Raw genomic sequence first — 20,761 nt, forward strand, 5'->3', positions numbered from 1 at the left:
CCGATTATGTCGGCCCCGCGACCGGCGCACGGCCGGTCAGCAGATCCGCTACCCGGTAGAGCGAGCCGAGCAGGTAAGGAATCGTCTGCGGGTCCTTGAGCCGCCCCGGCGTGCAGGTCACCAGATCGGTGCCGGACACCGTCCAGGACGGCGCGGCGCCGGCCACGTGGGCGGCCAGCAGGGCGGGACTCAACGGGTACGGCGAAGCGCCCGGGTCGCCGACCACCCGAAACGCCCGGTCGAACTCCTCGTGCCCCAGCGTCGCGCCCGCCCCGAACAACGCCCGACCCCACCTGTCCAAGGTCCCGCGTGGTGCCACCCCCAGCAAGGGCGATGGCCGGTCCAGATGCACCACCAGGACCGTGAAGTGGTGCGTCGTCGTCTTCGTGCCGTCCGCCCCGCCGGTCGACGTGACCTCGGTGTACGAGTAGTCGGCGACGCTGGCGCGGCGGCCCCACAACGGCCCGGTCAGCGCGAGGGTCACCCCCCGCCGGTTCCGGCCGGGCAGGCGCGAGCCCCAGTCGACCGCCGGCTTGACCACCACTGTCCAGCCCCGGGCTGCCGCCCAGAGGTCCAGCGCCTGGCGGCGGTCCCGCTCCCGGCGCCGCCCGGCGGCCAGTGCCACGGCCACCAGAGCAACCACGGCGCCCATGCACAACGCCGCGCCGCCGGCGATCGCCAGAGCCTCCATGGCCGGACAGCTTGCCACGCTCCGCCCACACTGTCCCTGGCAGAGCAGGGCCAGGCGGCCGCGCCGCGATCAGTGCCGGACGGCCAAGCCGCGATCAGTGCCGGGCGATCAGTGCCGGGCGGTAATCGTGGGGAGGGCGACGGTGTCGGTGCTGAGCTGCTCGGGGTCGTCCACCTGCTCGATCGGCTCAACGCCGGCTGCGGCCGCGACCGCCTCGGCCTGCGCCTCCGAGGTCACGCCGATCTTCGCCATCTCCCGGCTGTACGCGCGGGTCGCGGTCCACAACTTGTAGATGAGCAGCAGCTCGAACGCGGTGAGCAGGGCCGCCGAGACGACGGTCACGGCGATGATCTGCCCGGTCACGGGTCCGATGATGAAGATGAACATCTGGAACTCGATGCCGCTGAACAGGTGTGCGCGGATCCGCTGCCGGACCAGCAGGTTGCGCAGCCGGACGAAGGCGCTGAACTTCGTGCGGAAATCGCCGTACACGTCGACCACAGGCCGCTCCTGACCGGAGCTGTCGGTGGCCGTGCCGGTCTCGCTCAGCGCGCCTGCCGGGTGTTCGACGCCGGTCTCTTCGACGAACATCGGGCGGCCCGAGCCCTCGCCGTGCGCAGCCTCGAGGCGGCGGCGCATGTCGTTCTTGACCTTGCCCATCTGCAGGGCGTTCAGGTAACGGAAGCCGTCGAGGAAGATGACCACGCCGGCCATCCAGAGGAAGCGCACGTCGTCGGTCTGCGCGTACTGGCCGTACATGAGGGCGACGCCGCAGACGACCACCCGAAGGCGGTCGAAGACGTAGTCGAGCCAGGAGCCGAAGACCGAGCCCGTGCCCTTGAGCCGGGCGATCTTGCCGTCCATGCAGTCCAGCACGAAGCTGAAATGGAAGATCAGCGCGCCGGCGACCAACCACGAATAATCACCGAGGGCGAAACAGACGGCTGAGACCAGCCCGAGGACGAAGGCGCCCATGGTGAGCAGGTTGGGCGTGATCCAGCGCACCGGGGCGACGAGCCACACCAGCCGCGAGGCCAACGGGTCGACCAGCCACACGGTCCACCACGCGTCGCGATCCTTATAAGTACGGGTGCGGATCTCGTCAAGCGTGAACCGTTGTGCCATGCCACAACTCCACCGTGGTGATGAATACATGAATACTGAGACGCGCGGACATTACCGGAGAGCGTCCTCTAGCGCAGTCTCAGCCCGGAAAGCTGGACAAACGGCGGGAAGCTCCACCATGTGGCGGGTCCGGCGTGCACGCCCGGTCGATAGCTGGCAGAGGGGCGCTGCCACCGCCGCCGATCAGGCAGGGCAAGCCCCGGACGACCACTGAACGGACCAGGTTACCTGGGTCCCGCAGTGGCAAAGATCACCCTTGATGGCAGCTGGCCGAGGAGGGGCTGCGGCGCATCGACCGGTGACCCGGCGCGGCCGCCGAGTGGGATTCGGTGACGGCACGTAGGCTCTGGGTACTGAGGTACGAAAGGTTGGCATCGTGACAGAGTTCGACGGCCTCCCCCTGCTGCGCTCCCCCGTGGCGATCGCCGCCTTCGAAGGGTGGAACGACGCCGCCGACGCATCGACGGCCGCGGTGGAGCACCTCGAGCAGGTGTGGCAGGCGCGAGAGATCACCACCATCGACCCGGAAGAGTTTTACGACTTCCAGGTCAGCAGGCCGACCATCACCATGGCCGAGGGTGAGACCCGCAAGATCGAATGGCCCACCACCCGGTTCAGCGTGGCCAGCCCGCCCGGCACTGACCGTGACGTCGTGCTCATCCGGGGCATCGAACCGAGCATGAAATGGCGCACCTTCTGCGAGCAGATCCTCGAGGTCTGCCACAGCCTCGAGGTCGACCGAATCGTGCTGCTGGGCGCCCTCCTCGCGGACGTGCCCTACACCCGGCCGTTGCCGATCAGCGGCACCGCGACGGAGAAGGCAGTCGCCGAGAAGTACAAGGTCGTCCCGACCCGCTACGACGGCCCCACCGGCATCGTCGGCGTCCTCCAGGAGGCCGCGGGGCGCGCTCAGGTCGACGCTCTGTCGTTCTGGGTGCATGTCCCGCACTACGCGAACAACCCGCCCTGCCCCAAGGCGACGCTGTCGCTGCTCAGTCGGCTCGAGGACGTCCTGGACCTGCCGGTCCCGCTGGCCGACCTGGCCGAAGAGGCGGATGAGTGGGAGAAGCGCGTGCGCGCAGCGGCGGAGCAGGACGCCGAACTCGGCGAGTACGTCCGCGAACTCGAGGAACGCGTCGGCGACGAGGGCATCAAGCCGCTGACCGGCGATGAGATCGCGAGCGAGTTCGAGAAATACCTGCGGCGACGCGGCGGCTCGGCCGGACCCACGGCCGGCTCCTGGTGAACGTGACTGTGGCGGCCCCGCATTGTCGCGGGGCCGCCACTCGCATCAGCGCCAGAAAGTCGCGACGGCCACGTTGATCAAGGTCATGGCGATGATGCCGATGAAGTGCCCGCGGTTCACGTCCTCGCGCTTGCGCCGCCATGGCACGAACACCATGACAAAGATCAGCACCGCAATGACCAGCTTCACGGCCAGCTTGGCCGGACTGGGCTCGGCGTCTCCCCCACCCCGCAGGGGTGCGGACAGCGCCAGGCCGGTCAGCACCTGAATGACCGCGCCCCACAGCATCGCCGGGTTGATCCGCAGCTTGGCCGAGACGAATTGGACAATCGCACCGCCAAGCAGCAGCGCGAAGCCGATGAGATGCGCATAGCGCAGGATCAACCGCAGAGCCTCCATGGCGAGACAGCCTAGGTGACCTCTTTTCTCCGGTGATGGCGGTGTACTCCTCCGTTCTTCCTTCCCATTCGGCGGCGTGTCGCAGTCGTTCTGCGTACACCGCGTAGGGCATCCTAGGAACCTAGGGTCTGGAGGTCGGAGCATGACGATCAACCCCGGCGCTGCCGAGTTCCCGCATCGGCAGATCGCCGCCCAGCTGAAAGAACGCATCCGGCGGGGCGACTGGCAGCCCGGCGAACGTCTGCCCTCGATCCCGGCGATGGCGGAGATGTTCGGCGTTGCCAAGCAGACCGTCCAACGCACGGTCGACCAGTTGCGCGTCGAAGGCGTCCTGATCACCAAGCCGGGCTCCGGCACGTACGTCCGCGGCACCCGGCGCCGGCTCAACCGGCTCTCCCGCGGCCGGTATGGCGCCCACCGCGGCTACCACGCCGACCTCGCCGCCCGCTATCGCCAGCAGCTCACCCGAGTCGGCCGCGAGGCCGCACCACCCGAGGTCGCCGACGCATTCGGCGTCCGCGACGGCACCGAAATGCTGGTCCGCCGGCACCTCGTCCGCGCCGACGACGCCACGGTCGAGGTCGGCGCATCCTGGTTTCGCGTCACCGACGCCACCGGCACCTCACTGGAACGCGTCGAGGCCTTCGGGCGCCCGCTCTACCAGGAAGCCGAAGAGGCCATCGGCCGCCGCTACGCCTCGGCGACGGACACGATCAGCGCCCGACAGCCGAGCCGCGAAGAAGCGGAGATCCTGCAGATCCGGCCCGACACGCCCGTGCTGCACCTCGTGCACGTCGCCTTCGACGAGACCCGCAAGCCGATCGAAGTCGCCCAGGCGACCTGGCCCGGACCGATGACGACGCTGACCGAGGAATACCGGATCCCCGCCCCGGTGCCCGAACCGGATCCCGACCCCGGTCTCAGCCTGGCCTGACGCCGGATATGTCCACAGGGGACAGCAGGGGTCCAGCGCCTGCGGAATGATCGACGAGATCGGGGGTCCGGCCGGGAAGCAGCCCGGGTGGTGAACCCTGCCGTCGAAAGGGTTCACCTGATGCAGCGACGCTTCTTCCAGAGCATCATCGCCGTCGTCGTGGTCGGCGCGATCGCGCTGTTCACGCAGGCGCCGGCCTTCGCCGTCGGCGAACGGTACGGCCCGTACCTCCTCGCGACCCTGCCGGGCGGCGTGCCGCTCTGCATGGACAACCCGATGTCCACCAGTAACGGCACTACGATGACGATCTCCACGTGTCACGGTGGCACCAACCAGCAGTGGTACAACGAGAAGCGAGACCGCTTGTCGTACTGGACCTTCAACCGGCACGGCAGCAAGTGCCTGACGGTGAAGGGCGCGTCCCACAGCGACAGCGCGGCGATCATCCAGTACGCCTGCAATGACGGGCCCAACGAACGCTGGATCTACGAGCCGGTCTGGGCTGCCGGCAACACCTTCACGATGACCATCGGCGGAAGGCAGTACACCAGCGACAAGGTCTTCCGGATCAAGAACGTGAACAGCAGCCGGTGCATCACTGTGAAAGATGCGCGCCACGTCACCGGGAACACCCTGCTGCAGTACAACTGCGACAGCCCCGGAATCAACCTGTGGGTGCAGTACCCCGTCGGCTAGTGATCGCGCGTATCCGGGAGGTGGGTATCGCCGCCCGGATACCGCGGTGACCGGGTTCGGCTCAGAGCCGGATGCCCAGCAAGGCGTCGACGGCCTGCGCCATCAGGGCGGGGGCAGCCGGGTCGGTGCCGCCGCCGGCCAGGGCAGACTCTGCCCACGCGTCGACCAAGGCGAGCGCGGCCGGGGTGTCGAGGTCGTTGCCGAGGGCCTCGCGGAGCGCGGCCAGGAGGCCGTCGCCCGAAGGTCCGGTCGGGGCCACGGCCGCTTCGCGCCAGCGGGCCAGGCGCTGCTCGCCCGCCTTGAGGACGTCGTCGGTCCACTGCCGGTCGCTGCGGTAGTGGCCCGTCATCAGGCCGAGTCGGACAGCCATGGGGTCCACGCCGTCGCCGCGGAGCCGGGAGACGAAGACCAGGTTGCCCTTGGACTTGGACATCTTCTCGCCGTCGAGGCCGATCATGCCGGCGTGCACGTAGTGGGCCGCGAAGGGCGCCTCGCCGGTGAGCCGCTCGGCGTGCGCCGCGGAGCATTCGTGGTGCGGGTACAGCAGGTCGTTGCCGCCGCCCTGGACGTCGATCGTGGAGCCGAGCAGGCCGAGGGCGATGGTCGCGCACTCGATGTGCCAGCCGGGCCGGCCGGGGCCGAGGTCGCCGCCGTCCCAGGCCGGTTCGCCGTCGCGGGCGCCGCGCCAGAGCAGCGGGTCGAGCGGGTCGCGCTTGCCGGGGCGTTCGGGGTCGCCGCCGCGCTCGGCGGACAGCCGGAGCATGTCTTCGCGGGACAGGTGGGATTCGTAGCCGAAGGCCGGGGCCGCCTCGATGGCGAAATAGACGTCGCCGGTGCCATCACCGAGCTGGTACGCCGCGCCGGCCGCCACGAGCTCCCGGACATGCGCGGCGATCCGAGGAATGGACTCCACTGCACCGACATAGTGGGCCGGCGGGATGATCCGCAGCGCCTCCATGTCCTCACGGAACAGGGCGGTCTCGCGCATCGCCAGGACAACCCAGTCCTCGCCGTCCCGGGTGGCCCGCTCGAGCAGCGGGTCGTCGATGTCGGTGACGTTCTGCACGTAGCGCACGTCGATCCCGGCGTCGCGCCACAGCCGCTGCACCAGATCGAAGGTGATCATCGTGGCGGCGTGGCCCAGGTGAGTCGCGTCGTACGGCGTGATGCCGCAGACGTACATCGACGCCGTCGGTCCCGCCGTGGTGCGGGCGATCTCGCGGCGGGCGGAGTCGAACAGGGCCGGCGGAGCGGATTTTCCCGGCAGGGTCGGCACGTCGTGCCCGGTCCAAGCGTCCATGGTCAAAAGCCTATCGAGCCCCACCGGCACTTCCGCAGAGGCGTGAGTAAAGACTCAACGGTCCTCTCAAGCGGCGGTCAGATCGGCGGCCACGGCACGGCTGGCCATTCCTGCGGGGGCTTCGGGAAGGAACCGGCCCGGACGAGGCGCCGTACGCGCAGCCGAGCGTGCTGCACCTCGGAGATCGTCAGGTGCTCCTCGAGGCTCTCGCCCAGCTTTCCGTCGAGAGAGTCGCCCAGTCGCCGCAGCACGTCGAGGGACTCGGCCGGGATCGGCTTACCGGTCCAGCCCCAGAGCACCGTGCGTAGCTTGTTCTCCACGTGGAAGGACACCCCGTGATCAACGCCGAGGACAGCGCCGTGGGCGGCGTAGAGCACGTGGCCGCCCTTGCGGTCGGCGTTGTTGATCACCGCGTCGAGCAGGGCGAGGCGAGCCAGGCGGGGATCGTCGGCGTGCGCCAGGGCGTACGCGTCGCCGTCCTCGTCGCGGGCCGCCGCGATCGGGAACCAGCCCGTCGGCACGTCGTAGGCCGGGACGAACCCGATGAGGCTCTCGGCGTCCGCGGGTTCGTCGATCCAGAGCTGACATGCACCCGGCCCGAGCGGGCCGTCGCGCAGGATCGTGGGCGGCACCAGACCCCAGCCGGTGGCTTGGGAGACCAGAAACGCCGACACCTCACGGCCGGCGAGCGTGCCGTCCGGGAAGTCCCACAGCGGCCGCTCGCCCTGCACCGGCTTGTAGACGCAGCGGCGGGTCACCCCGTCGAGGGTGATTTCGGCGCGCAGGGTGGTGTTGGAGGCGTCGACCAGCCGACCTTCGATCTCCAGAGTCCCCTGAGTGAGCAGCGCGAGGGCATCTTCCTCGGCGAGCACGGATGCGGACTCCGTCGTCACCGGTGATAGCCGTTGTGCCGGGGGCAGAGGTGGCCCGCCGGGTCGAGCGGCTGACCGCAGAGCGGGCACGGCGGTCGACCGGCGGCGACGACGCGCCGAGCCCGGTGGATGAACGCCCGGGTCGCTTCGGGAGTGAGGCGCACCCGCAGTCGGTCGAGGTCGTCGTCGGGCTCGTCGTCCTCGTCGTCCTCGTCCTCGATCGGGGCGTCGTCGTCCTCGTCGCCGCCGAGCTCGGACTCGGCGTCGGCCTCCCCGGCTTCGATCGCCTCGATCACGACCGTGCTGGTGTCGACGTCGAAGGCAAGGCCCAGCGTGCCGACGCGGAACTCCTCGTCGACCGGGGTATCCAGCGGCTCGTTGTCGGCGATCGCCAGCGGCGAGGTCTCCGGCAGCTCGACGCCGAAGCGCCGGCCGGCCTCGGTGAGCAGCTCTTCGAGCTTCTCGGCGAGCAGGGTCACCTGGACCTTCTCCAGTGCCACGCTGACCACTCGGCCGCCCCCGCGGGCCTGGAGGAAGAACGTCCGGTCCCCGGGCTCGCCCACCGTCCCGGCGACGAACCGCTCCGGCGGCTCGAAGGCATGCACCTGGTGGGTCATGCCATCGACCCTATCCGCCCGCACGCGTGGGCGCGCAGCGCACCGGGCCGGTTCGCCGAGGGCGCAACGCGAGGCCCGCCGACGATTACAGCACGTCTATTGCGAGGTCACACCCGGTGCTCATGTCACGCCACCGCCGGCCCCACCGCCGACGGCTGCGTCCGACTGGGCAGCCGGATCCACTTCCGCGTCATCCGTACGCTTGGGTGGCACCAGCCCGCCCAGCTCGGCGGTGTCGTTCAACCGGACCAGGAACGGCCGAGTCGGCGTGTACCGAATGACGCTCAACGAGGCGGGATCCGCCACGATGCGCTGAAACTCGTCCAGATGCAGGCCCATCGCATCGGCCACGATCGCCTTGATCACGTCGCCGTGGCTGCACGCGAGCCAGAGCGCCTCGGGGCCGTGCTCCGCGGTGACCTGGGCGTCCCAGCGCCGCACCGCAGCCACCGCCCGCGCCGACATGGCCGCCATCGCCTCACCGCCGGGAAACACCACGGCGCTCGGATGCTGCTGCACGACCGGCCAGAGCGGCTCCTTGGCAAGGTCCTTCAGCGGCCGACCCTCCCAGTCGCCGTACCCGCACTCGATCAGCCCCTCATCGACCTCGGGGGTCACACCCGGCAGCGCCAGGTCGAGGGTCTGCCGGCAGCGGATCAGCGGGCTGGACACCACCGCGGCCAACGGCAGCTCCCGCAGCCGCTCACCCACCCGGACGGCTTGGGCACGGCCGGTGTCATCGAGCTCGACCGGCTGCCGCCCGGCCAGGCCACCGGCGGCATTAGCCGTGGTACGCCCGTGCCGCAGAAGCAAAAGAGTCGCCATGGCTACCCGGCCACGCCCGACGCCTCGAAGCACTCGGCCAGAGCGCGCAGATTCTCGATACCGCTGTCGCGATCAGGCACGAAGAGACTGACAGAGAGCGTGTTCACGCCCGCGGCGGCGTACTCCCGGATCCGCTCCGTGATCCGCTCTTTCGGGCCGATCAGCGACGTACGCTCAATGAAGTCCTGCGGAACCGCCTCGGCCGCCTCCCGATGATGGCCGCCCAGATACAGGTCCTGGACCTTCTTGGCCGCGTCCGCGTAACCCATCCGCACGGCGAGCTGGTTGTAGAAATTCTGCTCGCGGCTGCCCATGCCGCCGACATAGAGCGCGGCATAGAAGCGGATGACATCAGCGCAGGCCGCCACATCGTCGCCGATCATGACCGGCACGCTGGGACAGACATCAAAGCCGTCGAGCGTCGCGCCGACCTTCTCCCGGCCCCGCCGAATGTGCTGCAAGCTCTCCTCGGCAGCGTCCGGCGCGAAAAAGATCGCCAGCCAGCCGTCCGAGATCTCGCCGGCCAACTCCAGGTTCTTCGGCCCCACCGCCGCAAGATAGATGGGTACGGCCTTCCGCGGCGGATGAAAACCCAGCCGCAGCGCCTTCCCGGCCCCGTTCGGCAGCGGGAGCTGATAGTGCGCCCCGTCGTAGGCCACGGGCTTGCGGGCGATACCGAGCTTGACGATGTCAACGTACTCCCGGGTGCGCGCCAGCGGCTTCGCAAACCGCACGCCGTGCCAGCCCTCGGAGACTTGCGGGCCGGAAACGCCCAGGCCAAGCCGGAACCGCCCGCCGGAAAGCGTGTCGATGGTGGCGGCAGTCATCGCGGTCATCGCCGGCGTACGCGCCGGAATCTGCATGACCGCGGCGCCGACGTCGATGCGCTCGGTCTGCCCGGCGATCCAAGCGAGCATGGTGGGCGCATCCGAGCCGTACGCCTCCGCCGCCCACACCACCGAATAGCCCAGCCGGTCGGCCTCCTGGGCCATGGCCAGATGATCGGCGGGTGTCGTCCACGAGGTCTGGTAACCGAGGTTGAGTCCGAGCCGCACGGATCCTCCCGTTCCCCTGCCGGGAGCACCGATGCTCCGCAGTAGGCAGCCTAGGCGAACACGTACGGTGATCTCCGGTGGCCGGGGTCGCTGTCGACGGCCCCGGGGCGTATCGCCGATGGTGTCGGCTGAATAAGGTTCATGCATGCAACAGCGACCGCTCGGCCGCAGCGGGCTGTCGGTCTCCCGGCTCGCTCTCGGCACCATGACCTGGGGACGCGACACCGATCCGGACGACGCGGCCGCCCAGCTCAAGCTCTTCCTGGACGCCGGCGGCACCCTGCTCGACACCGCCGACGTGTACGGCGACGGCGCCGCCGAAACGGTGATCGGCACCCTGGTGGGTCCCCTGGTGCCGCGCGACGAGTTGCTCATCGCCACCAAGGCTGGCCTGGGCCACTCCCCACACCGGCGCCGCGACAGCTCCCGCGGTCACCTGCTGCGCACCCTCGACGCGTCGCTGCGCCGTCTCGGCACCGACTACGTGGATCTGTGGCAGTTGCACGGCTATGACCCGTACACGCCGTTGGAGGAGACCCTGGCGGCGGTGGACCACGCTGTGCACACCGGCCGGGTCCGCTATGTGGGCGTCTCCAACCTCGCCGGCTGGCAGACCGCACAGGTCGCCACCTGGCAGCGGGCATTCCCCGGCCGCACCCCGATCGTCGCCACCCAGGTGGAATACTCGTTGCTCGAGCGAGGCATCGAACGCGAGGTCCTCCCGGCCGCGGCGGCCCTCGGCCTCGGCGTGCTCCCCTGGTCCCCGCTGGGCCGCGGCGTCCTCACCGGCAAATACCGCAACGGCCGCCCCCTGGACTCCCGCGCCGCCACAGACCACCTGGCGCCGTTCGTCCGCACCTACCTGGAGCCGCGCAGCTCCAGCATCGTGGAAGCAGTGGTCACCGCGGCCGCCGGCCTTGGCGTCGAACCGCTCGAGGTTGCCCTGTCCTGGATCCGCGACCGCCCTGGCGTCGCCGCCCCCATCCTCGGCGCCCGCACCGCCGGCCAACTCCAGGGCGCACTGCTCAGCAACAACCTCACCCTGCCCCCCGAGATCGCCCACGCCCTCGACGACGTCTCCGCAATCGGCATCGGCTACCCCGAACGCGAGGGCCTGACCGGCCCGGGGGCTGGTGGCCCACCCGCCGCTGACGCATATTAAAACCATGGACTACGAATACGCGCCGCTGAGGTTGCCAGCAAATGTCGATCGCCTGACCGCAACGGCGCAGCTATCCATCCAAGCCGAATTCTCCGGCTGGGAACTAGCCCGAGTCCAACTCTTCCGAGACGGCACCCGCCAAGTCATGCTCCGCCGCAAACTCAGCACCACCCCCCAACCCGGCCTCAGCGTCTAACCCACGCCCCCAAGGCCAGCCCCCAACCGGAGGCCGAGACCCCAAACCGGGGCCAAGACGTCCAACCCGGGCCGAGACCTCAAACCTGGGGGCCGAGACCCCAAACCTGGGAGACGAGACCCCAAACCTGGGAGACGAGACCTAACCCCGGGGCTGAGACCCCAAACCTGGGGCTAAGAACTCAAACCCGAGGCCGGTCCATCACCTGATAATGGCCAATACCCCCACATGGTGTAGCCGCGACCAAAGTCGCACTGCGCCCGTCGGTGTCGAGGGCGCCAAAACACACTAGGCGCCCTTTGCCGTGGTGTGTTTTGGTGTCCTCGACACCGACCCGCCCTTGGGCGCAGTGCCGCCGAAGCGAAGCGAAGGCCATCAGCTCAGCAGCCGTATGCAACCAGCCCAGCCCCAGCCCGCGCCCCGCAACCAGCGCCACAGCTCAGAGCCACAGCTCAGAGCCACAACTCAATGGCTGTGCCCCGCGTGCTCGTCTTCCTCATCCGGCAGGAACGGGTGCTCATCCAGCCGCCCGACAAGCTGATCGTCAGGGTTGGGCGCAAACGGCCCAGCCCCGTCCTCATCCGGGAAAGCTTCAAGATCCAACGGCTCAGCCACCTCGGAAACCGTCAACAGCCCGTCCAACGGCTCCAACTCCGGAACGTCCAGCGATGACAGCGACCCGTCCCCTGCTTGCAGCAGCTCGAGCACGGCCTCGCCCACCGATTCGACCGCGCCGGCTTCCTCGTCGTCCGGCACGAGGTTGCGCCGGGCGGCGTCGGCGACGCGTAGCAGTGCGGCCACGCTGGGCACGCGGTAGTCCCGCCGCTGCCGGACCGAGATCACCTGCGGGTACGGGTCCGAGGTGCCGCCTTCGGCGGGGCCACCGGTGCCGAAGCGGGAGTCGGCTTCGTCCGGGTCGATGGATTCGACGTCCCAGGGCGTGACTTCGCCGAACGCGTCGAGCAGCTGCTCGTCGTACGCAAAGGAGGTGTTGTTGAGGTTGACGTAGGCCTGCCAGACGTCGTCGTCGTCGACCCGGCCTTGGGCGGCTTTGACGGCGGCGAGGTGCGCTTTGGCGGCTTCCACGACCCGGTCGAGGGCGGCGTCGAGCTCCGCGTACTGGTCGGTCATGGTCTGTGAAGTCCTCTCATCAGCTCGCCTGGGGCGGGCGGTTTCAGCTCGCCTGCAGCAGGCGGTCGAGCACACGCACGCCGAACTGTAGTCCTTCGACGGGGACGCGCTCGTCGACGCCATGGAACAATGCGGAGAAGTTGAGGTCGGCGGGGAGTTTGAGCGGCGCGAAACCGAAGCAGCGGATGCCGAGGGTGGTGAACGCTTTGGCGTCGGTGCCGCCGGAGAGCATGTAGGGCACGGCGCGCGCTCCGGGGTCTTCGGCGCGCAATGCAGCACCCATCGCGTCGACGAGTGCGCCGTCGAATCCGGTTTCGAGGGCGTCCTGCCGTTGCAGGTGTTCGATCTCGACATCCGGGCCGATCACGTCGCGGAGCTGTTCGAGGAACAGTTCGGCCTGGCCGGGCAGGGTCCGGCAGTCGATGGTGGCGGAGGCCCGGCCGGGGATCACGTTGTCTTTGTAGCCCGCTTCGAGCCGGGTGGGGTTGGCGGTGTTGCGCACGGTGGCGCCGATGAGGTTGGCGATGGGGCCAAGTTTGGCGATGGCGAGCTCGGGCTCGTCGGGGTCGAGTTCGACGCCGAGCGCCTCGGAGACCTCTTCGAGGAACCGCCGCACGGTCGGGGTGATGACCATGGGGAATTTGTGCCGCCCGACCGCGGCGACCGCTTCGGCGAGGGCGGTGACGGCGTTGTCGTCGTGGACGAAGGAGCCGTGCCCGGGGCGGCCTTTGGCGTGCAGCCGCAGCCAGTCGATCCCCTTCTCGGCGGTCTCGACGAGGTAGAGCCGCAGGTCGTCGTTGATCGTGTACGAGAATCCGCCGACTTCGCCGATCGCTTCGGTGCAGCCTTCGAACAGGTCGGCGTGCTGCGTGGCGAGGAACTGGGAGCCGTATTCCATGCCGGCTTCTTCGTCGGCGGTGAAGGCCAGGACGATGTCGCGGGGCGGGACGATGCCGTTGCGCTGCCAGTCGCGGACGACGGCGAGCATCATCGCGTCGAAGTCCTTCATGTCGATGGCGCCGCGGCCCCACAGGTAGCCGTCTTTTTCCTCGCCGGAGAAGGGCGGCACCGACCATTCGCTGGGGTCGGCGGGGACGACGTCGAGGTGGCCGTGCACGAGCAGGGCGCCGCGACTTCGGTCTCGGCCGGGAATGCGGGCGACGAGGTTGGCCCGTTTTGGTGCGGACTCATGTAGTTCGTACTCGATGCCGACCCCGGTCAGCTGTTCGGCGACGTATTCGGCGGCGACTCGCTCACCCACGGTGGTGCGTGGGTCACCCGTGTTGCTGGTGTCGATCCGGAGCAGGTCACGGCAGATGCGCACGACCTCGTCGGCGGCGCTGACTGGTTCCATCCGCTCTTCTTACCAGCTCCGGGTGGGAGGCGTTTGGCCGGAGATCCTCGGCGGGTATGACGCGGCGGTGTCCGTACATCTGCCTCCCCTGCCGCCGGTTGGCGGCGAGTCCACCGGCCCGAATGTGGCCGACGTTGTTTCTCGTGAGCATCGCGAGTTGCTCGAGCTCTGCGCTGAGCTGACCGCTGACGGCACCGATGCGGGCCGACGTCGGGTGCTCGCCGAGGTGGTCAGCGCCACTCTTTCGCGCCATCTGTCCGCTGAGGAGCAATATGTCTATCCGGCGATTCGGTCGGTCGTGCCGGACGGCGATGAACTGATCGATCGGGAGATCCCCGAAGACCGCGCCCTGCTGGAATCGCTGCGCCTGTTGGAGTCGGCCGGTGGTGAGGTCTGGCGGGCGCGGGCGGAGGACGTCGAGCGGCGTCTGCGCCGGCACGCGGACGCCGCGGCTGGCGAGCTCCTGCCACTACTGGCGCGGATGGCGTCGGCTGAGGAGTTGATCCGATTGGGTAACCGGGTGGAGCTGGCCGAGGAAGCGGCACCCACGCGGCCGCACCCGGGCACACCGTCCGCGCCGCCGTGGAACAAGGTTGTGGATCCGGCGGTCGCCATCGTGGACAAGATCAGGGACGTGGCGGCGGGGCGCACCACCTACCCGCAAGATCTCTGAACGTACTGATAGTGATAAATGCCGTTCATAATTTTTTCCGTACGAACGTACGGGTTAGCTGCTTCTGTCCTTTTGGTTAACCCGTTTGTCACAAGTGGAGGATCTTTGGTCGGCTGAAGGTCTAGCCGTTATCCCGCGAAGGTCCTACCGTCACGATATGAACCTGGAGCTGCGTCATCTCAAGGTGGTCTGTGCCATCGCGGAGACGGGCAGCGTAACGAAGGCGGCGTCCCTGCTCGGGCTCGCTCAGCCCGCCCTGACCGCGCAGCTGCAACGCATCGAGCGAACCCTGGGCGGCCCGCTCTTCGAACGCGACCGACGAGGCGCTCGTCCCACCGCACTGGGCGAGCTCGTGCTCTCCCGCGCCCGGGTCCTGCTACCCGCCATGAAGGGTCTGCAGGACGAGGCGGCCCGGCTTGCCGGCGCCGGGTCCGACCAAGCCATGAGCCGCTACCGGATCGGCTCGATCGGCGGGCCGGTCATCGGCGGCATGGTGCACCGACTGTCCGAGGCTCAGCCCGACGCGCAGATCTCCACCCACGCGTCGTACTACGTGGACGAACTCGCCACCATGGTGTTGGCGGGCAAGCTGGACTACGCCCAGGTCGGGGTGTGCGGCGACGCCATCCCCTCAGCCGACTACGGCCTGGTGTGGCAGACCATCGCCGTCGACGGGGTCTGCGTCCTCATGCAGGAAGACCATCCGCAGGCCAAGGGCCTGGAGGTCGACCTGGCCGAGCTGGCCGAGGAACAGTGGGCCGGCGGCCCCGGCGGCGGTTGCTTCGGCGACTGCTTCGCGGCGGCCTGCGCCCGGGCCGGGTTCACGCCCAGACGGATCCTGGAAACCGACATCCGGGGCTGCGTCGACATGGCCGAATCCGGGGTCGCACTGGCGCTCTGCCAGCCGACCTTCCGACCGCCGGCGGGCTTGGTGCACCTGCCGATCAAGGGTGCACCGCTGCGCTGGCGACAGGTGCTGGGCTGGCACCCCGACAGTCCGGCCGCGCAGGTCGCGCCCCGGCTGATGGAGATGGCCCGAGAGGCCTACCTGGAGGCTTCGGCCCGCAATCCGCACTACCTCGGCTGGCTCGCCGACCACCCCCAGCTGGGCGCCTCACAACTCGCCATCGTGCGCGGCGAAGCGGCTTAGGGCCTGTCCTGCCGATCATGGCGTCGCCGAGCCGGAGTCCAGGTTTCGTCTCGCAAGTGGGCCGGCGGTCGAATACCGGTGTTGTATTCGCCCCGTTCGGACCGCGCCGCGAGGCGGAAGCTGGGCCCGGCGCAGGCCGTCATGATCGGCAGGACAGGCCCTCAGCTAAGCAGGTGTCGGATAGCCGTCGCAGGTCGCTTGCGTGCGACGCTTAACACCATGTCGGTGCCACTGCTGATCGTGGACGCCGCCAACGTCGTCGGCTCGAAGCCGGACGGCTGGTGGAAGGACCGGGCCGGCGCGAACGCTCGCCTGCGGGACGCACTGCGGCCGATCGGCGCGGTCGGACTGCCGGACCTCCCCGGCCCCGTGGAACTCGTCCTGGTCGTGGAAGGCCAGGCCCGGGACATTGCCGCCACTCCCGGCGTACGCCTGGAGCGCGCGGTCGGGTCCGGCGACGACGCGATCGTGGCGCTCGTGACAACGGAGGGCAGCGGCCGTCGCGTCGTCGTGATCACCGCCGATCGCGGGCTGCGCGAACGGGTGACCGCCTTGGGCGCCGAGGTGCGTGGCCCCACCAGCGTGCCGCGCGGAAATCGCACACGCGGGCACGACCCGACCATCGTGGACGACTAAGCTGAACCCGTAACACCGTGACGATTTCACCGGGAGGCTGCACGAGTGGCCAGCGTCGCCGAGGTCAGAGCGGCCGTGGATGCCGCCCTCCACCAGGTCTCCGAGGGGCAGGCAGCCATCCAAGCGGCCCGGGAGAAGCTCGGCGAGGCCCAGCAGAGTCTGGCCGCCGCGCTCGACGGCTCCGCCAACGACGCGGTCGGCGCCGCGCACGCCTCGCTGTCCCAGGCCGATCAGCAGCTCGAGGAATGCCTGGGCGCGACGCTGTTAGCGGTCGAGCAGGCGCAGACCTACACGGCGACCCTCTGACCCGATGTCTTTGCTGGAGGAACTCGGCGCCCAGCTGCGGGCCACCTCGGACGAGCTGCCAACGGGCCTCGTGTCGGTCGCCATGGAGCGGCTGCGCAGCGCCTCGGACCTGCTGAACTGGGTGCGGCAGGCCTCGGTCGACCCGATGGGCGTGCCGCAGCTCGGCAACGCCACCGAGCACGCCGAGCATGCCGCGGCAGCCCTGCGCCTGTGCGAGGACGCGATCGCGGAATATCTCGCAGCGCTCGGCCTGTCGGGCGCAGGCGGCCCCGCATCGAGCACCGACGACAAGGAAGGGCTCCGCGAGGACGAGCGCCAGCCCGCTCCGCCCCGGCCGGACCAGCCGGAGGAAGATCCCTCGCCCGAAAAGCTCGGACCATGGTGGCAGGACCGGATCGCCAAGCTGACCGGCGAGTCTCCGCCGCCTCCGCAGCGGGGTGAGCCGTCGGCCGAGCGTCCCGGCGGGACCGCCGAGCTGCTGCGCCGGGTGGCCGCCGGGGTGCGTTCCGGCGACCGCGCCCGGCTCGGCCGGGATCTGCACCGGGTCGACGCCGCTACCGGCCTCGGCCTGTCCGCGGCCAGCTCCCCGGTCCTGCACCGGCTCGCGGGCGACCTCCTCGGCCACGAGCCACGCCCCGAGGACCTGTCCCGACTCAAGACCGCTGCCGGCGGCCGAGTGCGCTCCCTGCTACCGGGCACCCCGCCGGCCGTTCTTGACGCGTTACTCGCCCGCATCTGCCGGGCACCGGCCCCCGCCCAGCCACCTGCCCATCCCGCCGACTCGGCGGTGACCGCGAGTGTGCTGACCGGCGTGCTGTTGGCCCGGCTCGGCCGCGATCCCGCCACGCTGGACCCGGACGCGCCCGAGCCGTTGCGGACCCGGGGTGCCGATGCCTGAGTCGGCTGCCCAGCAGGTCGCCGAGGTCCGAGCTGCCCTGTCCCATGCGCTCGGCGCCGCCGAGGCAGCCCTCGATGCGGCCCGCTCGGAGCAGGACGCGGCGATCACCCGGCGCACCCGGATCGTGGGCGCTGCCCGCGAACGCCGCAAGCGCCTCGCCTTCGAGCGCGACAAGCGGCTTCGCGAAATCGGCGAGCTGCGCGAGCGCGACTTGGCCGAGCTAGCCGCGGCAGCGATCGAGACTGCGCACATTGCAGCCCCGGGCGCGGCCGGGTTGCCCTGGTCACGGTGGCGGCCCACGCCCGTCGGTTCACCCGCGCCCGCGCCGGAGCTGCGGGTGGGTGAGCTGCTGTTGCCGTACGCCGAAGAAGTGCCCGCCCTGCTCCCCCTCCTGGACCACGGCCATGTGGTGGTCCGCGGCCCCAAAACCAGCGGCGACGACGTCGTGGCAGGCCTGCTCCTGCGCATGCTGGGCGGCGCCGCACCGGGCCGGGTCACCGTCACCGGGTATGACCCCGAGCAACTGGGCGGCGGGCTGGCCGGCTTCGCACCGCTGGCCCCGGCCGGGGTGCTGCGGTTCGTCGGCCCGGGCGGGCTTGGCGCGCTCCTCGACGAACTGGTCGACCACGTTCGGCGGATCAATGAGACGGTCCTCGCCGGCGAACACTCCTCGCTGCGGGAGTTGGCTGCTGCCACGGGACGCCGACCTGAGCCGTGGCGGGTCGCGATCCTGCTCGGGGCCGGTCGCGTCGACGAGCTGTCCCGCCACGAACGCAGCCAGCTCGACCGGCTCCTGCGGACCGGCGCGGCCTGCGGCGTCCACCTGGTGGTGCGCGACCTGCCGGTGGAAACCGGGCCGGGCATCGAAGTGGTGCACGCGCTGCCCGGCGACGACGCCCGGCTCAGCGGCACCGGCGACCTGCCGGTCCGGCTCGATCCGGGACCGCCAGCCACAGTGGTCACCCACACCTGCCGGCAGATCGCCGACGCTGTCGTGGCCGGTCCAGCTCCGCTGCCCCTGGACAGCCTGCTCCCCGAGCGGGAATGGCAGGAGAGCTCGGCCCGGGCGCTGACGGCGCCGCTCGGCGAAAGTCCGCAGGGTGCTCCGGTGCACGTGACGCTGTCCGACTATCCACCACACGCGCTGATCGCGGGTCCCTCGGGCACCGGCAAGACCAATCTGATCTACGCCTGGATGGGTGCGCTGGCCGCCCGCTACTCCCCCACCGAGCTGGCGTTCTACCTGCTCGATTTCAAGGAAGGCGTGTCGTTTGCCCGGTTCGCCCCGGGCCGTCGCGACCCGAGCTGGCTGCCACACGTCCGGCTGGTCGGCGTCAACGTCAACACCGACCGCGAGTTCGGCCTGGCTCTGCTCCGCTTTCTCAGCGCCGAGCTGCGCACCCGCGCCGACGCCGCCAAGCGGCACGAGGTGACCAACCTCGCCGAGCTGCGCGCCGAGGACCCCACCGGCTCCTGGCCCCGGATCGTGGCGATCGTCGACGAATTCCAGGTGCTCCTCGCCGGGCGGGACGCGGTCGCCGCCGAAGCCGTCGACCTGCTCGAGGACCTGGCCCGGCGTGGCCGCTCGCAAGGCATTCATCTGGTGTTGGCTAGCCAGGACGTGTCCGGCATCGAAAAGCTGTGGGGCCGGACCGCGTTGGTGGCCCAGTTTTCCCTGCGTATCGCGCTGCCCCGCGCCCGCCGCGTGCTGGCCGAGCAGAACACCGCGGCCGAGGTCCTGCCGCGCTATCACGCCGTGGTCAACGCCGACTCCGGCGCCATCGAGGCCAACCGGGTGGTCCGCCTGCCAGACGCCGGCGACCGAGACCGCTGGAGCGACCTGCAGCATCGGTTGTGGCGCCGACGCCCCCAAGATCTCCTTCCGCCGCGGCTCTTCGACGGCGACGCCATCCCCCGGCTCGGCGACAGTCCCGACTTCCGACGGTTCACCGACGGGCCGACCACCGCCCCCGTGGTCCTGCTGGGCGAGACGATCGACGTCGAGGCCCGGTCCGCGCGCACGGTGCTGCGCCGGGCACCGGGCCGCAACATCGCCATTCTGGGTACGCGCGTCGACGAGGCCTGCGCCGTCCTGCACACCGCTGCTCGCTCGCTCGCCGCCCAGTTCGCGCCCGGCACCGCCCAGTTCGCGGTGGCGTGCCTGGACACGGACGCGCACGCCGCAGTGGAGGCCCTGAAGGACGTCCTGCCCGCCGACACCGGTTACTACGACGGTGACACCGTCGACTATCTGCTGGAAGATGCCGCGGCACGGGCCACCGAGGGCACCGCCGCGGACCGCCCCCTGCACCTCTTCCTCTATGCGGTCGACGCGGCCCCCGGCCACACCCAGAAACTGCTCCGCCAGGTCCTGCGCCACGGCCCGGAACGGCGGGTCCACGTGCTCGGCTGGTGGCGTGGAGCGGCCCTGCTACGCGACACGCTGGGCGGCCAGGCGGCCCGGACCGACGACGTCGGAGCCTGGGTGGCGTTGGATGTGCACGGCAGTGAACTGTCGCCGTACTTCCCGGGCGCCGGTGCTCCCGCCTGGTACCCGCGGCCCTGGCGAGCCCTGCATTTCGACCGTTCGGTGCACCGCGGCGCCGAGGTGATCATCCCCTATGGACCATCATGACCGACAGCGAATCCGAAGGCGTCCTCGAACGCCGCACCCCTGACTACCGCAGCGTGATCCGCAAGCTCACCAACCTCGACGAGGAAGCGGCCGCCCACCGCGCCGAGGCGCGCACGTGGCACGACACCCGGGCCCGTGAGGCTGACGAAGCGGTACGCCAGGCCGACGAACGCATCCGCGAGGCCCGCGAGGCGGTTCGTTCCGCACAGCGTGACCTCGAAGAGGTGGACGCCCGGGTTGCCGGTATGTGGGCGGAGTTCTCCCACAAAGCCGGTCGAGCCGCCGAGCGCTTCGCCAAGGCGCCGCAACCAGCTATCCCCCGCCAGCGCGATCGCAACGCGGAGGAATTCCTCCAAGAAGCGGCCACCACGGCGGCCTGGACGCCACCGGCCAAGCCGTTGAAAGGCGCCACCTTTCTCTATGTGGGGCTCGGCGCGCTCGGCGGTGCCGTCGGACTTGCGGCGTGGTCGTTGCTGCGCTGGGCGGGCCGCGAGGGCGGCGGCGACCTGGCCGTCGGCCTCCCGGTGGTGGCCCTCATCGTCGCCCTGCTCGGGCCGATCCTGGCCGTGGTCACCGCCAAACGGGTCGCAGACCGGTCCGGCACTCCGCTGGATGCCTCGTCCGTGGCGACCGTCCTCATCGCCGCTCTCATTACGGCCGGCATCATCCTCGCCGCGGTCCGCGCCAACGCCGGCGCCGGCGCCGGCTAACCGATCGGGCCGGACGCGGTCAGTCCGGAAAGGCTCGTGGCGGGCCTGGACCCGGCCCTGGAAGCTGCCCTGCCGATGGTGGTCGAGGGGCGGACGGCGGACGGCGGACGGCGAAGGACATTGGCCGACGAACGTCCGCGCGGAGGAACG

General features: G+C 70.1%; 22 protein-coding genes. 12 read left to right on the forward strand and 10 right to left on the reverse strand.

Translation table 11 applies throughout. From position 1 onward, the window contains the following. Nucleotides 1–4: 4 nt before the first annotated feature. Together ACIA1L_RS24155 and ACIA1L_RS24160 are read right to left on the reverse strand one after the other, a co-directional pair. Nucleotides 5–691: a hypothetical protein gene (locus ACIA1L_RS24155; protein WP_396075161.1), complete on the reverse strand. Its 687-nt coding sequence runs from the start codon at nt 689–691 to the stop codon at nt 5–7. A gap of 108 nt (nt 692–799) precedes the next feature. Continuing rightward, a complete protein-coding gene (locus ACIA1L_RS24160; protein ID WP_396075162.1) occupies nt 800–1,816 on the reverse strand; it encodes a CDP-alcohol phosphatidyltransferase family protein in 1,017 nt (338 codons plus the stop codon). A gap of 376 nt (nt 1,817–2,192) precedes the next feature. On the opposite strand from ACIA1L_RS24160, the gene ACIA1L_RS24165 reads away from it, so the two are divergent. Beyond that, the gene (locus ACIA1L_RS24165; protein ID WP_396075163.1) at nt 2,193–3,062 is read left to right on the forward strand and encodes a PAC2 family protein; all 870 of its coding nucleotides are present in this window, start codon (nt 2,193–2,195) and stop codon (nt 3,060–3,062) included. Nucleotides 3,063–3,107: 45 nt separating this feature from the next. Here ACIA1L_RS24165 and ACIA1L_RS24170 read toward each other — a convergent pair whose 3' ends face one another. Next, a complete protein-coding gene (locus tag ACIA1L_RS24170; protein WP_396075164.1) occupies nt 3,108–3,461 on the reverse strand; it encodes a hypothetical protein in 354 nt (117 codons plus the stop codon). A gap of 142 nt (nt 3,462–3,603) precedes the next feature. Between ACIA1L_RS24170 and ACIA1L_RS24175 the strand changes: the two genes are divergently transcribed. Together ACIA1L_RS24175 and ACIA1L_RS24180 are read left to right on the forward strand one after the other, a co-directional pair. Further along, complete coding sequence (locus tag ACIA1L_RS24175; protein WP_396075165.1) at nt 3,604–4,395, forward strand: GntR family transcriptional regulator; 792 nt, start codon at nt 3,604–3,606, stop codon at nt 4,393–4,395. Nucleotides 4,396–4,515: 120 nt separating this feature from the next. Beyond that, nucleotides 4,516–5,091: an RICIN domain-containing protein gene (locus tag ACIA1L_RS24180; protein ID WP_396075167.1), complete on the forward strand. Its 576-nt coding sequence runs from the start codon at nt 4,516–4,518 to the stop codon at nt 5,089–5,091. Between the two features lie 61 nt (nt 5,092–5,152). On the opposite strand, the gene mshC is transcribed toward ACIA1L_RS24180, so the two are convergent. From mshC to ACIA1L_RS24205, 5 genes are all read right to left on the reverse strand, one after another. After that, nucleotides 5,153–6,391: a cysteine--1-D-myo-inosityl 2-amino-2-deoxy-alpha-D-glucopyranoside ligase gene (gene mshC / locus ACIA1L_RS24185; protein ID WP_396075168.1), complete on the reverse strand. Its 1,239-nt coding sequence runs from the start codon at nt 6,389–6,391 to the stop codon at nt 5,153–5,155. A 77-nt stretch (nt 6,392–6,468) separates the two neighbouring features. Then, entirely contained in the window at nt 6,469–7,284 is an 816-nt protein-coding gene (locus ACIA1L_RS24190) for an SCO1664 family protein (RefSeq protein ID WP_396075169.1), read from the reverse strand. Further along, nucleotides 7,281–7,880, reverse strand: coding sequence for a DUF3090 domain-containing protein (locus ACIA1L_RS24195; protein ID WP_396075170.1), 600 nt, complete (start codon nt 7,878–7,880; stop codon nt 7,281–7,283). The genes ACIA1L_RS24190 and ACIA1L_RS24195 overlap by 4 nt, the downstream gene beginning before the upstream one ends. A 120-nt stretch (nt 7,881–8,000) precedes the next feature. Further along, nucleotides 8,001–8,705 carry a histidine phosphatase family protein gene (locus tag ACIA1L_RS24200; protein WP_396075171.1) on the reverse strand — a complete coding sequence of 235 codons (705 nt, stop codon included), beginning with the start codon at nt 8,703–8,705 and terminating at the stop codon, nt 8,001–8,003. Nucleotides 8,706–8,707: 2 nt separating this feature from the next. Beyond that, a complete protein-coding gene (locus ACIA1L_RS24205) occupies nt 8,708–9,760 on the reverse strand; it encodes an LLM class F420-dependent oxidoreductase (protein WP_396075172.1) in 1,053 nt (350 codons plus the stop codon). 145 nt (nt 9,761–9,905) lie between these two features. Here ACIA1L_RS24205 and ACIA1L_RS24210 point away from each other — a divergent pair, with 145 nt between their 5' ends. Next, nucleotides 9,906–10,922, forward strand: coding sequence for an aldo/keto reductase (locus ACIA1L_RS24210; protein ID WP_396075173.1), 1,017 nt, complete (start codon nt 9,906–9,908; stop codon nt 10,920–10,922). A gap of 4 nt (nt 10,923–10,926) precedes the next feature. Continuing rightward, nucleotides 10,927–11,118, forward strand: a complete 192-nt coding sequence (locus ACIA1L_RS24215) for a DUF5703 family protein (RefSeq protein ID WP_396075174.1) — start codon at nt 10,927–10,929, stop codon at nt 11,116–11,118. 465 nt (nt 11,119–11,583) lie between these two features. Here ACIA1L_RS24215 and ACIA1L_RS24220 read toward each other — a convergent pair whose 3' ends face one another. Beyond that, nucleotides 11,584–12,249 (reverse strand): hypothetical protein, encoded by a 666-nt coding sequence (locus ACIA1L_RS24220; protein ID WP_396075175.1) that lies wholly within the window; start codon nt 12,247–12,249, stop codon nt 11,584–11,586. Between the two features lie 43 nt (nt 12,250–12,292). After that, on the reverse strand, nt 12,293–13,603 hold the full coding sequence (locus ACIA1L_RS24225; RefSeq protein ID WP_396075176.1) for a M20/M25/M40 family metallo-hydrolase: 1,311 nt from the start codon (nt 13,601–13,603) through the stop codon (nt 12,293–12,295). Between the two features lie 22 nt (nt 13,604–13,625). On the opposite strand from ACIA1L_RS24225, the gene ACIA1L_RS24230 reads away from it, so the two are divergent. From ACIA1L_RS24230 to ACIA1L_RS24260, 7 genes are all read left to right on the forward strand, one after another. Then, on the forward strand, nt 13,626–14,276 hold the full coding sequence (locus ACIA1L_RS24230; protein ID WP_396075177.1) for a hemerythrin domain-containing protein: 651 nt from the start codon (nt 13,626–13,628) through the stop codon (nt 14,274–14,276). Nucleotides 14,277–14,433: 157 nt separating this feature from the next. Then, nucleotides 14,434–15,426, forward strand: coding sequence for a LysR family transcriptional regulator (locus tag ACIA1L_RS24235; protein ID WP_396075178.1), 993 nt, complete (start codon nt 14,434–14,436; stop codon nt 15,424–15,426). Between the two features lie 219 nt (nt 15,427–15,645). After that, nucleotides 15,646–16,062 carry a hypothetical protein gene (locus ACIA1L_RS24240; RefSeq protein WP_396075179.1) on the forward strand — a complete coding sequence of 139 codons (417 nt, stop codon included), beginning with the start codon at nt 15,646–15,648 and terminating at the stop codon, nt 16,060–16,062. Nucleotides 16,063–16,107: 45 nt separating this feature from the next. Next, nucleotides 16,108–16,368: a hypothetical protein gene (locus ACIA1L_RS24245; RefSeq protein ID WP_396075180.1), complete on the forward strand. Its 261-nt coding sequence runs from the start codon at nt 16,108–16,110 to the stop codon at nt 16,366–16,368. A gap of 4 nt (nt 16,369–16,372) precedes the next feature. Next, on the forward strand, nt 16,373–17,266 hold the full coding sequence (locus ACIA1L_RS24250; RefSeq protein WP_396075181.1) for a hypothetical protein: 894 nt from the start codon (nt 16,373–16,375) through the stop codon (nt 17,264–17,266). Further along, entirely contained in the window at nt 17,259–19,901 is a 2,643-nt protein-coding gene (locus ACIA1L_RS24255; protein WP_396075182.1) for an FtsK/SpoIIIE domain-containing protein, read from the forward strand. Before ACIA1L_RS24250 ends, ACIA1L_RS24255 begins: the two co-directional genes overlap by 8 nt. Then, complete coding sequence (locus ACIA1L_RS24260) at nt 19,898–20,611, forward strand: hypothetical protein (protein WP_396075183.1); 714 nt, start codon at nt 19,898–19,900, stop codon at nt 20,609–20,611. Before ACIA1L_RS24255 ends, ACIA1L_RS24260 begins: the two co-directional genes overlap by 4 nt. Nucleotides 20,612–20,761: the final 150 nt, after the last annotated feature.

Source organism: Actinoplanes sp. NPDC051859, assembly GCF_044452725.1.
Lineage (GTDB): Bacteria > Actinomycetota > Actinomycetes > Mycobacteriales > Micromonosporaceae > Actinoplanes.

Bases quoted from the DNA above. Each gene is read 5' to 3' on its own strand.
- ACIA1L_RS24155 (WP_396075161.1), bottom strand. From the start codon at position 691: ATGGAGGCTCTGGCGATCGCCGGCGGCGCGGCGTTGTGCATGGGCGCC.
- ACIA1L_RS24160 (WP_396075162.1), bottom strand. From the start codon at position 1,816: ATGGCACAACGGTTCACGCTTGACGAGATCCGCACCCGTACTTATAAG.
- ACIA1L_RS24170 (WP_396075164.1), bottom strand. From the start codon at position 3,461: ATGGAGGCTCTGCGGTTGATCCTGCGCTATGCGCATCTCATCGGCTTC.
- ACIA1L_RS24175 (WP_396075165.1), top strand. From the start codon at position 3,604: ATGACGATCAACCCCGGCGCTGCCGAGTTCCCGCATCGGCAGATCGCC.
- ACIA1L_RS24180 (WP_396075167.1), top strand. From the start codon at position 4,516: ATGCAGCGACGCTTCTTCCAGAGCATCATCGCCGTCGTCGTGGTCGGC.
- mshC (WP_396075168.1), bottom strand. From the start codon at position 6,391: ATGGACGCTTGGACCGGGCACGACGTGCCGACCCTGCCGGGAAAATCC.
- ACIA1L_RS24195 (WP_396075170.1), bottom strand. From the start codon at position 7,880: ATGACCCACCAGGTGCATGCCTTCGAGCCGCCGGAGCGGTTCGTCGCC.
- ACIA1L_RS24200 (WP_396075171.1), bottom strand. From the start codon at position 8,705: ATGGCGACTCTTTTGCTTCTGCGGCACGGGCGTACCACGGCTAATGCC.
- ACIA1L_RS24210 (WP_396075173.1), top strand. From the start codon at position 9,906: ATGCAACAGCGACCGCTCGGCCGCAGCGGGCTGTCGGTCTCCCGGCTC.
- ACIA1L_RS24215 (WP_396075174.1), top strand. From the start codon at position 10,927: ATGGACTACGAATACGCGCCGCTGAGGTTGCCAGCAAATGTCGATCGC.
- ACIA1L_RS24220 (WP_396075175.1), bottom strand. From the start codon at position 12,249: ATGACCGACCAGTACGCGGAGCTCGACGCCGCCCTCGACCGGGTCGTG.
- ACIA1L_RS24225 (WP_396075176.1), bottom strand. From the start codon at position 13,603: ATGGAACCAGTCAGCGCCGCCGACGAGGTCGTGCGCATCTGCCGTGAC.
- ACIA1L_RS24235 (WP_396075178.1), top strand. From the start codon at position 14,434: ATGAACCTGGAGCTGCGTCATCTCAAGGTGGTCTGTGCCATCGCGGAG.
- ACIA1L_RS24240 (WP_396075179.1), top strand. From the start codon at position 15,646: ATGTCGGTGCCACTGCTGATCGTGGACGCCGCCAACGTCGTCGGCTCG.
- ACIA1L_RS24250 (WP_396075181.1), top strand. From the start codon at position 16,373: ATGTCTTTGCTGGAGGAACTCGGCGCCCAGCTGCGGGCCACCTCGGAC.
- ACIA1L_RS24255 (WP_396075182.1), top strand. From the start codon at position 17,259: ATGCCTGAGTCGGCTGCCCAGCAGGTCGCCGAGGTCCGAGCTGCCCTG.
- ACIA1L_RS24260 (WP_396075183.1), top strand. From the start codon at position 19,898: ATGACCGACAGCGAATCCGAAGGCGTCCTCGAACGCCGCACCCCTGAC.